Here is a 13616-nt window from a genome sequence, read left to right as displayed (position 1 = left end):
AATATAACGAGGCGGTATCACTGTAGGTAAATACCGTCTCGTTAGGATGTCATATTGAGTGAAGAGAGAATTTATTTGTTAATTTGGTCGTTCGAATTGATTTCAGTCAACGGAATAGGGTAGAACGAATTCTTCTCTACATTAAAGCCGGCGCGTCCTGCATCTGCCAATGCTGACGCTAATTTGCCCCAACGGCGTAAATCATACCAGCGCCAGTTTTCCAGCGGGAATTCAATCATACGTTCATGTTCTATTTGCTCACGTACCTCTTGTTGTGAAGTCCCTTTCATGGCAGGCATGTCTCCATGTACATTTCTGATTTCATTAATCAGCGGAATGGCTTGTTCGGGATGGCCTTGCTCGTTCAATACTTCCGCCTTCATTAGCAATACATTGGCATAACGCATCAAAGGAATGTTGATGGCACAATAATTATTGTATAAGCCATCATAGTCGGTGGGCATGAACTTGCGGAAGGAAGGACGGTTGTAACTTGTACCGGGAATAGGGTTATTCTTATCATCGAAACTACAGAACCAGTTGTCATAATCGCCCCCGTAAACACGCCCGCTTCCATCATTGAAATAATCACATTGGAAGAATACACTCTCGTACAAGCGTGAGTCATAGCGTCCGGTTGTGGCAATCTCACCTTCTTTCATGTACGCTTCCATCAATACATTACTCGGAAGAATCTCATCCCATCCCCAAAGTTCGGATGTACCTATCCAACGGTGGAGCTGAGTGCGATAGTTAGCACCATTGGCGCTACTCATGGAAGTCTGCAACTCAAAGATAGATTCTTTGCTGTTTTTGTTGCTGGCGTCAAACATACTTGAAAACTTCTTTACCAGTTCGTAGCCCTTGACATTGTTTAATGCTGTAAGTGCCTCATTCAGATATTCTGTCTTCTTGTCAGATTCTTCGTAAGCGCGTGTCAGATAGGCAAAACCTAAATAGGCATTGGCTGCTCCACTGGTGGCACGACCGATGTTGTCGTTGTCATAAGAAGAAGGGAGAGCAGTGGCTCGCTTTAAATCTTCTATAATAAAATCCCAGGTATCGGGACGTGGTGAAAGTCCTTTGCTTAATTCTGCCTGACTGGTGATATACTTATCACGGATGATAATTTCTTTCCAATTCAAAAGCAATTTAAGGTGATAGTAAGCGCGAAGAAAATAACCTTCGTTTATAATTTGCGTGCGGACAGTAGGGTCGATAGTTCCTTCTTCCATTTCTGTCACTTTCTCTATTACCTGATTGGCAAAGCTGGCTCCTTTGTAGTTGTTCCACCAATAATTGCTGAACTGTGAGTTACCGTTTGTATAAGTGAAATTGTAGAGTTCCAGCCAGTTGGGATAGTTACGTGCATCGTTACCCATATTGATAATGTCTTCACGGTAAGCTTCCACCGGCCATTTAACTTCGGCAAATTCCCAGGTGTCAATGTAGTATTCTAATTGCGAATATGCAGCCGATATTCCGGCTTGTGCATCACTTTCGTTACGCCAGAAACTTCCCGAAGTCAACTGGTCGGGAGATTCCAAGGTTAGATAATCATCGCAAGAGCTCACAAAGAGCGATGCAAAACAAAGGCTGGCTATATATATTACTTTTTTCATGTTTATACAATGTTAAATGAGTTAGAAAGTAAGTTGGGCACCCAAAGTGAATGAACGGGTAAACGGATAAATCAGTTTATCAATACCGGTGTTCAATACACTTACACGTGAGAATTCGGGGTCGATGCCGTCGTATCCGGTGATTGTGAAGAGGTTTTCACCACTTACATAAAAACGCAATCTCTCGATGAATACTTTTTGCATCATTTTTTTCGGTAGGGTATAACCTAATTGTAATTGACGGAGGCGGACAAAGTCACCTTTCTCAATGAAGCGGTCAGACTCCTTCAAGTTACCGTTCGGGTCGTTGAAGATGGCGCGAGGTATGTTTGTATTGGTATTTTGAGGTGTCCAGGCATTCAAGGATGATGTGAGGAAGTTGGAACCGGAGTTCATTCCTTCATAGAAGTACTTGTTACCATTATAAATCTTGTGTCCCCATGCACTACCCAATACAACAGAAAGGTCAAAGCCTTTATAGCCGGCAGAGAAATTCAGGTTAACTTCCAATGTAGGTATACCCGATCCACAATAGACCTTATCGTCGTCATCAATAGAGCCGTCGCCATTTACATCTACAAAGCGGATATCACCGGCATCGGCGAAAGGCTGATACTCGTCTCCATCTGCATTTACATATTGGCGGGCTTCTTCATTGTTTTGGAACAGACCGTTGGTTTTATAAAGATAGAATGCACCGATAGGTTTGCCAACGCGCGTCTGGGTTGGGAAATGTTCGGTTCCATATTTCAAACCTTCACCGTAAAGAACCTGTCCTTTGTCTGCCAGTTCTACAACTTTATTCTTGGTTGTACTGAAATTCATACCGATGTTATAATCGAAACCACCTTTGGAGTCAGCCCAGTTTATCTCAACTTCAACACCGGAGTTGCGGATTTTACCCACATTCAGGATTGGGTTGTTCAAGCCGGCAGAAGGTGGAAGTGCTTTCGTAATCAAGAGTTCTTCGGTTTGATTGTAATAGTAGTTCATGGCACCGGTCAGTTTGTTGTTGAAGAAACCGAAGTCAAGACCAATATTCTTAGTATCTGTAGTTTCCCATTTCAACGAACGATTCTCCAGCCCGCGGGCAATACTTCCTGCCCATGCATTATCACCGTTACCTTTTACATATCCCTGGTATTTGGTGTTATAAGTAGAAATTAGAGCGAGGAAGTCGTAATATCCCAAGGCATTTTCGTTACCCAGACGTCCCCAACTGGCACGCAATTTCAAATTGTTCAGCGCAATACCTTTTGGAAAAAATTCTTCTTCACTGATTCTCCAGCCCACAGCTATTGATGGGAAGAAACCCCAACGGTTGTCAGCACCAAACTTGGAAGAACCGTCGGAACGTACAGTTGCCTGAATCAGATAACGATCGTTATAGTTATAATTTATGCGACCGAAGAAGGATACGCGTCTGTAATCCCATTTAGTTCCATCACCGTCGTAAGTACCACCTGCACCTGCACCGATTGTAGAGAAGCCCGGATCGAGGAAACCGCCTGGTTGTTCACCGATTACCAATTGCCCGTCCTCTACCTTATAAGTTGTTGATTTACCTTCTACGCCTACAGAATTCCATGTATATTTGCGAGCCATGGTTGAAGTACCGGCTACGGCATTGACAGAATGTTTACCGAATGCTTTGTTGAAACTCAGTACATTCTCCCATACATGCTCTTCCCAGTAAGCGGTGGTTTCGCTATGATACGGATAGTCTCGCTTGGCTTTTACGTCGGAAATGTAAGCCGGTGTATGGTAAGTTTGGCGTTGATGCTCTCCACGGTAAGCATAACTTGTTTTGAAACTCAACCATTTAGTGAAGTTGGCAGTTAAAGCTACGTTGGCGGTAGTATGATACTTCTTATCTGTAGATTTCTCGTAGTGCTGGTCGGCCATAACATTACGATTGTTGGGCAGGTTATCGAAGTTTGTCAAACCGAAGCCATATTCTTCATTTTCATTGTAGATAGGTACCAGCGGAGAAATCATATACATTTCTTTCAGCTGATATTCGGGCTGTTTGCTATCTGTGAATTTGAAAGCCATGTTGGCGTCAATATCAAAGATATATTTGCTCATGTGCAGCTTTAGGCGTGCATTATCCTGACGGTAATCATTGCCAAGGAAAATACCTTTGTCATCAGCGTGATTGTATGAAACGGAATATTGGGCATTTTCGCTACCACCTCTTACACTGAACATATAGTTCTGTGAAAGACCGGTACGCATCATTGCATCCTGCCAGTCAGTGTCGATGCCGGTATTCTTGGTCATGTAAGGTTCCAGTTCCAATATTTGTTTTTCCCATGCACCGTTACCTTTCGGGTCGTATTGCGACTTATGATTCATTACATGAGCGTTCCAGTTCTCATACATTTGTGTATGTACTTTCTTATATTGCTCTGCATTCAGCAAGTCGAGCTTTTTCGCTACATTTGTCATACTTACGTATGCACTGAAATCTATTTTTGTTTCGCCTTTCTTACCATTTTTAGTAGTTACGATGATTACACCATTGGCAGCAACCGAACCGTATATGGCAGCGGCAGCACCATCCTTCAGTACTTCCATAGCTTGAATATCCTGCGGGTTAACAGCATTTATATCACCCGGGAAACCATCGATGATATAAAGAGGTTCGTTATCTCCGAAAGTCTTTACGCCACGAATTTTTACTTGTACGCCGGCACCGGCGTTACCACCTGCTTTCATAATGTTTACACCGGCGATTTTACCTTGCAGCGCTTCGGCGGGGTTAGTGGTGGTACGTTTGGATAGTTCTTCGACGTCAACAGATGAAATGGCACCTGTCATATCACTTTTCTTCATGGTACCATAACCGATGACTACTACTTCTTCCAACATTTCAGTATCTTCTTTCAATACTACCTTAATGTTTTTTGCACCGTTAAGAGGTATTTCCTGAGTAGTGTATCCTACATAAGAAATAACGATAATTGCCTTAGGGGAAACGTTTAGTGAGAAGTTACCGTCTATATTGGTAATCACTCCGTTTGTAGTACCTTTTTCAAGTACACTTGCACCGATAACGGTTTCACCTGTTGTATCGGTTACTGTACCTGTCAGTTGAATGTTCTGTGCTAAAGAACTTAGTGGAATCAGGAAAGCAAAGAGTAAGGCTAACTTGACTACTCTCTTCATGGAACAATTCTTAATAATTCTACCCATGTGTGTGGTTTTTTAAGGTTAATAAAATGTGTTTCACACCACAAATAAGAATGTTATTTATCAAAGTTCACAATCTGGGAGTTCTATAATTAATCTACAAAAGGGCTTTTTAGAGGAAGTATTTGTACTACAACGGAATCTTTAATTATTTGATTTATAGTGATATAATTCTGGGGTTATATCTACAAAATGCTATTGTGTGTAAGGATGGGGTTAAACACTTTGCAAATATGTAGTTAAGTCTTCTTCTGTGGATAAGTTGAGTGATTTGCGCAACCGGTAACGGTTCATGTTGATGGTTTTGGGAGTGCTTCCAGTAATCATTGAGATTTCTTTTGTAGAGAGATTCACCCGTAATAAGGTCGCGAGATATTTTTCGCCTTGTGTGAGGTTGGGGTGTTGCTTTACGAGTTTTTCGATAAACTCTTTATTTTTCTCCTCAACACTCAGCAGCAATGTATTATTGGTCTTATCTCCGCTTTGGTATTGGCTGATAAAAGCATTTACCTTCTTTAAGTGGGGAACCAGTGCTTGGTTGTCCATTCTATACCCTTCCTTAATCATCTCACGTATTTTGTCCAGCAACTCGTTACGGCTTCTAAGAAATACGGCAAAGCTGGTTACTTCTTGTTGACTGTTGTCTAAGGCGCTTTGTACATTTTGCAGTTCCAATTCCTGTTGGTGCAGTTTCAATTCGGATATTTCCCGTTGTGACAGTTCCAGTTGATATCGGGCTTCTATTAGTTGAAGACCTTTTCTGCGTTTATACCATTTATATAAGAATATACTGAAGGCTAAACCAAGAACAAGTATACTGCCCAAAAGCCATAGGTTGCGCTTTAGTAGTTCTATCTTATAAGTTTGCTCTTGCATTTCGGTAGCATATTTCTGATCCTGATATCTTTTATAAGAGATTTCCTGTTCAATGTTGCGCAACTTGTTGCTACTTTGTAGCTCCTTGCTTAAAGCATACATTTGACTGAGCCGTTTATAGGCCTGGTCATAATCACCTATGGCGGCATATACCCAGGATGAATATTCATAATAATCACAAATCAATTCCTTGGCACCGATATTATGGGCGTATTCATAGGCTTTCTGCAGAGCTTCCAAAGCTTTGGAGTATTGCTCGCCGAAGTAATATTGCTTGCCCATATTGTTGTAGTTCTCTCCCAATGACCATTGTGCATCCAGATTTTTATTGATGGCTATGGCTTCCTGAATAAAAGATAGTTTCTTGTCCGTATCTCCTTGATATAGACATAAATTATTCAGATTGGTAGCAATCTCTTTTAAGTTCCTTTGGGCACGGTTGATAGTCAATGCCCGTTGAAGAAATCTTTCTGCTACCAGAAATTCATCAAGCAGATAATGCATGACTCCACGCTCATTATAACATCCGGCCACTGAAGCCGAATCTCCTAAAGACTTGAAAATAGAGGTTGCCTTATCATTGAGTTCTATCCCTTTGTTATAATCGCCCAATTTACTATATACACGTCCCATGAGTGAATAAAGCTGAGCTGTTTGCCGTTTGTTTGCGGGATTGATATATCTCTGTGTATCATACAAATTCTTGATACTCAAATCGAAGTTACCCAGCAGTTGCTCTGCTTGGCAATAGAGTATCATAGCTTGTGCACGGGTTTCATCGGGCTCGTCTTCGGGAAATAAGGCAGCTGCCTGAGCTGCATAGTATGAGGCCTGCTTGGGGTTACTGAACAAGGAGTTTTGAGCTTGTTCTAATAAGTTTTGGGCTTGTTTGCTGTCTTGAGCCTGTAAGGGGATCGTGGTTAATAGGGAAACTGCAAATATTAGGTACAGTACTTGCTTCATAGTATATTTGTTGTTTCTGCAAATGTAATTATTTTCCTTTAAAAGTCAGGTTTGCTTTCAAAAAGATTTATCTTTGTGCCTCTAAATTAATGCTGTATGCTATTGCCTTATTTGAATAAAGATCTGATAGAAGCCGGTTGTGACGAGGCCGGACGTGGTTGTCTGGCAGGAGCTGTATATGCTGCTGCCGTGATTCTTCCCAAAGATTTCAAGAACGAACTACTGAATGATTCCAAACAGTTGACGGAACATCAGCGCTATGCTTTGCGTGAAGTGATTGAGAAAGAAGCACTGGCATGGGCGGTTGGTATCGTATCTCCCGAAGAGATTGATAAGATTAATATCCTGAACGCTTCTTTCCTTGCCATGCATCGGGCCGTAGATCAATTGAAGATGCGCCCGCAGCATCTGCTTATAGATGGCAACCGCTTCAAAAAATATCAGGATCTTCCGCATACCACGGTGATTAAGGGCGACGGCAAGTATCTTTCCATTGCGGCGGCTTCTGTGCTTGCCAAAACCTATCGTGATGATTATATGAACCGTCTTCACGAGGAATTTCCATATTATGATTGGGATCATAACAAAGGGTATCCCACGAAGAAGCATCGTGCAGCCATCGCCGAACGTGGAACTACGCCTTATCACCGCATGACATTCAATCTGTTGGGTGACGGGCAGTTAGCACTTGATTTCAAGTGATTATTCTATCGCTTCATCCAGATCGATAAACAGGAATTGGTTTTCATTATTAAGTAGCAGCAGCTTATTATCAATCACCTGTCCCTTCTTGAAATCAGTTTGAAGATGGGCTACAGGCATTCCCATTTCATGAATGAACCAATAGTCTCCACGATTGCCGATACATAAATAATCTTTTAGTTGAATACTGGGACTGTAAATCCGTTCCCGTTCGTAGGTCTTGCCAATATTCAAATTCTTGTCTACTTCATAGATGACTCCCTGATCATTATATACCAGGCAATGTTCCCCATTGTAGGCGAGCGACTGGAAAGCTGTTGTATCTTTGTTGGCTGCATAGAGTGTACCGGGCAACATCGCTTCCAGCTTACCGTATTGCTTGGTATCCCAAGGTACAATATTTACGACAGAATCCGTCAGTTCTTGATAAGCCATTCCGTCATCGAACAGCATGTAGAGTGCGTCATCAGTCCGCAGGGCATCTTCAATCATATCTTTCTTTACACTTAGTTGGTTGAAGAAGATTTCTTCTCCGTTTAGCAAGTTATAACAGGCTATAAATGGGCGCCCATATTTCTTGCGACTTGCTCCTTCGCGTAATCCGTAGCCGTAATTCAGCATGAATAACTTACCATCTTGCACGAAAAGTTGAGAGCGGGAAGCTTTCACATCAGGAAACTCTGTTTGCCACACTACGTTGAAAGCCGTGTCCATACAGGAGATGTGTTGACGGTCTGCCCAGTAATAAACTGAATCCTGAGATAGTATATTGGAAGTCAACCCCGTGATTGTATTATTGGCAATGGGAACATAGCTGTAATAATAGGCACCACCGGTTGCTACGCCACCGGCTACTCCGACTGCTACGGCGGCTAGTCCTTGCAACAATGCCGCTTTTGTATCATGAGCTCCCGGTTTTCCCGGATAGGTCAGTAACTCTCCGGTCATGAAATCCAGCTTATGCAATGCATCCGCTACAATCAGGCGTTTATTTTGTTCCAGATCAAGAACTTCGTTCCAACCGTATTGATGAGGTATTTTGTTTTCCCACAAATCGTTACCGAATTTCAAGTTGACAGCGCGGAGTTTGTTGGAGGTAGGGGAGTTATAACCTAAGACCAATCCCAATGAATCGTCCACATATACCGGAAATAAATTGGCTTCCCATCTCTTTGCTCCTGTCTCTCTACTGAGCAATGATATCTTGCTGCCGATTTCAGTTATCAAGACCCCTTCCGAAAGACAAGTTATCCGTGATTTGCTGAAGTCAATCGGCTGTTTCCATAGGAGTTGACTGCTCTTTGTGTCATAGAAACCTATTTCTCCTTTATTCTTCAGATACTTGCCGCTTTTAGTGGTTTCCCTGAAACTGACGCAGAGATAATCGCCTTTATCACTCATGGAGAAAGTTTCCACCCGCTGCGGAAAAGTGTAGCACTGTGCTTTTAAGTCCGTTCCGTCCGCTTTCTTTCCTACGACGATGGTTTCGGACTGCGCGTAAGAGATTGATGCCATGAGGAGCAGGCATACAAGTATTAAATTCCTGTGTATTTTCATGTTCATTGACCTATTTTGGCGCAAACATACGTATTATTTGCGAATTTTTCAGGTCGAAGGGATAGAATATGGGCAATCGTTTTGAAATATTTTCCATTGTCTCAGTGCTTTCAGTTTTCATTATCTCCCTGTTTATCGGCCTTTCAGCTGAAAGCACGTCCTGAAGGATTGTTTTCAGCTTTCAGTCATCGCTTCACCGGGTTGTTTCTTCTTATCTTCTGAGATGTGCTTCTCACGGACGAATATCCCTTTCTTCGTGCCTTTCACTTGTTTGTTTATAAATGACCGACTGGATTTGTTCGAGTGAATAACCGGAGTCGTTCGATTGATTAACTGAAGTCGTTCGAGCGAACAACTCCAGTGGGTCACTTGTAATGTTACTTATTGACCGCCTCATGTAAGGGGATAGAGGTCATTCTAATGGGCCATCTTCAGTTGATTTTCTAAGGCTTGTTTGATATAACCATTAATCGTAGTCCCGGCTTCTTGTGCAAGAGCAGCTATTCTTCCGTGAACATCCGGAGAAATACGAATATTTAGTGTACCACTATACGGTTTGCGTGGTTCCACTCCATCATGGTGTTAAGTTCCAACTTGGCGGTACGATGAAACGAAACTCTACTACAACGCTGAATGCTCTTTCCATGAGTATTGATAATCTTCGGGTTTATGATACACGTGTGTTAAGTGCAAGTGAAGTAAAGGAAATATACGAAGCGGAAAAATAAAACTGACGTCGTATTAGGTAAAGTGTCTTTCTTTGTATATCTTTGTACACAAAGAAAGACACTGCTATGAATTGCTATAAACATTTGAATGACTACGCTGTCGCCACCTGCGCATCTTGTGGAGTGGGGTTATGTCAGAACTGTCTGAATAGTTCTGTTTATTCTTATGATGGCAAACCTTTGTGCTACGACTGTAATTTGAAAGCCGCAGAAGAGGAACTATCTACTTTGGGCAGACGGAAAGTATGGGCGCTGATAAAGTGCATCTTCGTATTGGCTTTCATGATACTGGGCTTTTCCATCTGGCAATCTACCGGTGATGCCATGAATGCGTGGATATATGCAGGTATTGGCGGCATTCCTTCGGCTTTTAAGTCCACAAAATCTTCAAGAGAAGTGCGGGTGATCAGCAATGATATCATTGACAGCCTTTTTTATCCCTTCCTGATGTTGCTGATTCGACTGGCGATTATCATAGCTCTTGCGCCCATTGCGGCTGTCTTTCTGGTGATCATGAATCTAGTTACTTTCTTCAAAACTTCGAGTGCCTTGAAGGATACGAAGAATACGTATGCTTTCCTGCTGAACGCTCCGAATCAGCCGGTACAGATGTCTTCCGCATCCCAATCTCCTGTACTTCAATCTTCGGTAGCTACGAACCTGAAGAATGTTGACGATGCTGACGACTCCTGGATGGACAGCTTCATGAAACCTTCCGGTACTAAACCTTCTGTTATGACAACGCGCCTTACCTGGAAAACGCAACCTACTGCTGCCGGAGCGGACAAGGTGGATAAAGCGGACAAGGTGGAGGAGGAAATAAAAGAAGAAGATGATGATAGTCACGAAACCGCGACTACACCATCTTCAATACAAAAACAAATGCGGTAATGGTATTTTAGAACCACTTAATCTTCCTGAACCAGATAAATGTTCCTGCCGATAATATTACGGAGATCAGGATAATGAATATGAAAGCATACGGGAAACCTTCCAGGTGAATATCCACGTTCATGCCGTAGAAACTGGCTATCAGTGTCGGTATCATGAGCGTGATGGAAAGGCTCGTCATGCGTTTCATGATAGCATTGACGTTGTTGGAAATAATGGAGGCAAAAGCATCCATCGTTCCTGTCAGGATGTCGCTGTAAATGTTTACGGTATTGTATGCCTGTTTTAGTTCAATGACTACATCCTCCAACAGCTCCATATCCAGATAGTCGGTATCCTGGAAGATATTCTTCAATCGCCCGATCATCACTTCATTTCCGCGGATGGAAGTGTTGAAGTAGACAAGGGTTTTTTGCAACTTCATCAGACGGAGCAAGTCTTCATTGCGGATACTTTTCTCCAACTCTTTTTCCGCATTGGCTACATCATTGTTTATCTGTTTCAGATACTTCAAAAACCAGACAGCGGAAGAATAAATCATCCGCAGGATCAAGTCCAGCTTATTGTTCACTACGATACCTTTGCGACGTGTATGTTGGATAAAATCCGAGATGAGTTCAGTCTTGTGGTAACATACCGATACGATAATTTCATTATTGGTAATGATGCCTATTGGCACGGTGATAAAGGGAATGCCATGCTGACTGCTTTGCATCGGGATACGCAGGATGGTGAGCAACCAGTTGCCTTCCGTTTCCGTACGCGGGCGTTCATCCGCATCGGCGATATCTTCCAAAAAAGATTCCGGAACTTTCAACTCTTGGGTGAGGAAATCAAAATCATTGTCATCGGGGCATTCAACGTTTACCCAGCTATTGGGCATCCATTGCGACTTTTCTATAAAGCCGGCTTCAGAATAAAGGTACGTTCTCATCGTAATGGCCTCCTTTCTTTAGGAACGAACTGAGGCATTGCGGGCAACGTCTCTGTTCGCTTTAATTATAAATACTATTGCACGTTCGTGGGTTTGAATCGTCCATATTTCTTGTTTTTTGTTTTTTAAAGCGCGACAAAAGTACATAAATCATTTGAAACAGTACGCTTTAACCGTGCTTTTTTGTACCTTTGCAGCCGGAAAAATCGTTCTCCCTATAAAGAACGTTTTTGTTAAGGTTAAAGATTGTACATTTAAAATCAATTAATATTATGAGTAAGAAAGCCCTTTTAATGATTCTTGATGGCTGGGGTATCGGCGATCAGGGGAAAGACGACGTGATTTTCAATACACCTACTCCGTACTGGGACAGTCTGCTGACAGCATATCCTCACTCACAGCTTCAGGCAAGCGGTGAAGACGTAGGTTTGCCCGACGGTCAGATGGGTAACTCGGAAGTAGGACACCTTAATATTGGCGCCGGACGTATCGTATACCAGGATCTGGTAAAGATTAACCGTGCATGTGCCGACAATAGCATTCTGAAGAACCCGGGAATCGTTGCCGCCTTCACTTATGCCAAAGAAAACGGTAAGAACGTTCACTTCATGGGATTGACTTCCAACGGTGGCGTACACAGCTCATTCGACCACTTATTCAAACTTTGCGATATTGCCAAAGAATATGGTGTGGATAATACTTTTGTTCACTGCTTCATGGATGGACGCGATACCGATCCGAAGAGTGGTAAGGGCTTTATTGAAGAACTGACTGCACATTGCGAAAAGTCAGCAGGTAAGATTGCTTCTATCGTAGGTCGTTTCTATGCAATGGATCGCGACAAACGCTGGGAACGTGTGAAAGTGGCTTATGACTTGCTGGTAAACGGCGAAGGTAAAGTAGCTACCGATATGGTTCAGGCTATGCAGGAATCTTATGACGAAGGTGTGACGGACGAATTCATCAAGCCGATTGTAAATGGTAACTTCGACGGAACCATTAAGGAAGGTGATGTAGTTATCTTCTTCAACTATCGTAACGACCGTGCGAAAGAGTTGACCGTAGTGCTGACTCAACAAGATATGCCGGAACAGGGTATGCACACCATTCCGGGCTTGCAATACTACTGCATGACTCCGTATGATGCATCTTTCAAAGGCGTACATGTTCTTTTCGATAAGGAAAATGTTCAGAATACATTGGGAGAATATCTGGCAGCTCAAGGCAAGACTCAATTGCACATTGCTGAAACGGAAAAGTATGCTCACGTAACTTTTTTCTTCAACGGTGGTCGTGAAACTCCGTATGACGCTGAAGAGCGCATCCTGGTTCCGTCTCCGAAAGTAGCGACTTACGACCTGAAACCGGAGATGAGTGCTTACGAAGTAAAGGATAAATTGGTGGAAGCTATCAACACTCAGAAGTTCGATTTCATTGTTGTGAACTACGCTAACGGTGATATGGTAGGACATACCGGTATTTATAGTGCTATCGAGAAAGCTGTAAAAGCTATTGACGAATGTGTGAAAGATACGGTAGAAGCAGCCAAAGCTAACGATTATGAAGTAATCATCATCGCTGACCACGGTAATGCAGACCATGCACTGAACGAAGACGGCACTCCGAACACTGCTCACTCTCTGAATCCGGTTCCTTTTGTTTATGTAACCGAGAACAAGAACGCTAAAGTTGAGAATGGTGTTTTGGCAGATGTTGCTCCTTCTATCCTTCACATTCTGGGTATGGCGCAGCCGGCTGATATGACAGGAAAAGACTTGATTAAGTAAACTATAATTTACGATATTTTATAAAAGGAGATGTCCCGGGAGTATTTCTGCTCTCTGAGGCATCTCTTTTTTTATATTCCGATGGCTATTTCTCTAAAAGACTATCTTTGCAGATAATACACACAATTGATGAAATGAAACTATTCTGTTTGTCATGTTGCTTGTTTTGGGGAATGTTGCGTGTGCCCGGATTTTTCGGAATCTGGCGAAGTCGGATCATGAAATTCAGTATACCAAAAACTGCCTGTATCTGGAAATCCTCCAAGGTAGTTGTCGGTTGTGTAGGGAAGATGGTAAACAGTTGATCATAATAACATATCCCATAAAGTTCTTTTCGTAAACGTAGTTTTTCCTACTTTTG

At 42.5% G+C, this 13616-nt stretch carries 10 protein-coding genes; 4 read left to right on the top strand and 6 right to left on the bottom strand.

Going from position 1 to position 13616, the window contains the following annotated elements; all coding sequences use genetic code 11:
- Positions 1 to 71: 71 nt before the first annotated feature.
- The 3 genes from K6V21_RS03765 to K6V21_RS03755 form a co-directional block, all read right to left on the bottom strand.
- Positions 72 to 1622: a RagB/SusD family nutrient uptake outer membrane protein gene (locus K6V21_RS03765; protein WP_217712586.1), complete on the bottom strand. Its 1551-nt coding sequence runs from the start codon at positions 1620 to 1622 to the stop codon at positions 72 to 74.
- A 21-nt stretch (positions 1623 to 1643) separates the two neighbouring features.
- Entirely contained in the window at positions 1644 to 4820 is a 3177-nt protein-coding gene (locus K6V21_RS03760) for a SusC/RagA family TonB-linked outer membrane protein (RefSeq protein ID WP_217712585.1), read from the bottom strand.
- A gap of 213 nt (positions 4821 to 5033) precedes the next feature.
- Positions 5034 to 6656: a tetratricopeptide repeat protein gene (locus K6V21_RS03755; RefSeq protein ID WP_217712584.1), complete on the bottom strand. Its 1623-nt coding sequence runs from the start codon at positions 6654 to 6656 to the stop codon at positions 5034 to 5036.
- A 96-nt stretch (positions 6657 to 6752) separates the two neighbouring features.
- Between K6V21_RS03755 and K6V21_RS03750 the strand changes: the two genes are divergently transcribed.
- Positions 6753 to 7358, top strand: a complete 606-nt coding sequence (locus K6V21_RS03750; protein WP_044265213.1) for a ribonuclease HII — start codon at positions 6753 to 6755, stop codon at positions 7356 to 7358.
- On the opposite strand, the gene K6V21_RS03745 is transcribed toward K6V21_RS03750, so the two are convergent.
- Both K6V21_RS03745 and K6V21_RS03740 read right to left on the bottom strand, forming a co-directional pair.
- The gene (locus K6V21_RS03745; protein WP_224320881.1) at positions 7359 to 8873 is read right to left on the bottom strand and encodes a PQQ-like beta-propeller repeat protein; all 1515 of its coding nucleotides are present in this window, start codon (positions 8871 to 8873) and stop codon (positions 7359 to 7361) included.
- 459 nt (positions 8874 to 9332) lie between these two features.
- Positions 9333 to 9443 carry a type II toxin-antitoxin system HicB family antitoxin gene (locus K6V21_RS03740; RefSeq protein WP_258771430.1) on the bottom strand — a complete coding sequence of 37 codons (111 nt, stop codon included), beginning with the start codon at positions 9441 to 9443 and terminating at the stop codon, positions 9333 to 9335.
- Here K6V21_RS03740 and K6V21_RS03735 point away from each other — a divergent pair.
- Positions 9404 to 9643, top strand: a complete 240-nt coding sequence (locus K6V21_RS03735) for a hypothetical protein (protein WP_224322114.1) — start codon at positions 9404 to 9406, stop codon at positions 9641 to 9643. The two genes, K6V21_RS03740 and K6V21_RS03735, sit on opposite strands and share 40 nt — an antisense overlap.
- A gap of 66 nt (positions 9644 to 9709) precedes the next feature.
- On the top strand, positions 9710 to 10534 hold the full coding sequence (locus K6V21_RS03730) for a hypothetical protein (protein WP_224320880.1): 825 nt from the start codon (positions 9710 to 9712) through the stop codon (positions 10532 to 10534).
- 7 nt (positions 10535 to 10541) lie between these two features.
- Here the strand turns inward: K6V21_RS03730 and K6V21_RS03725 are convergent, their stop codons facing one another.
- On the bottom strand, positions 10542 to 11468 hold the full coding sequence (locus K6V21_RS03725) for a magnesium transporter CorA family protein (RefSeq protein WP_149933995.1): 927 nt from the start codon (positions 11466 to 11468) through the stop codon (positions 10542 to 10544).
- 272 nt (positions 11469 to 11740) lie between these two features.
- Here K6V21_RS03725 and gpmI point away from each other — a divergent pair, with 272 nt between their 5' ends.
- Complete coding sequence (gene gpmI, locus K6V21_RS03720) at positions 11741 to 13255, top strand: 2,3-bisphosphoglycerate-independent phosphoglycerate mutase (protein WP_217712575.1); 1515 nt, start codon at positions 11741 to 11743, stop codon at positions 13253 to 13255.
- Positions 13256 to 13616 lie beyond the last annotated feature (361 nt).

This window comes from Bacteroides cellulosilyticus (genome assembly GCF_020091405.1).
Lineage (GTDB): Bacteria > Bacteroidota > Bacteroidia > Bacteroidales > Bacteroidaceae > Bacteroides.
The sequence above is the reverse complement of the archived record's forward strand: the minus strand, read 5'-3'. Positions and strand labels throughout refer to the sequence as shown.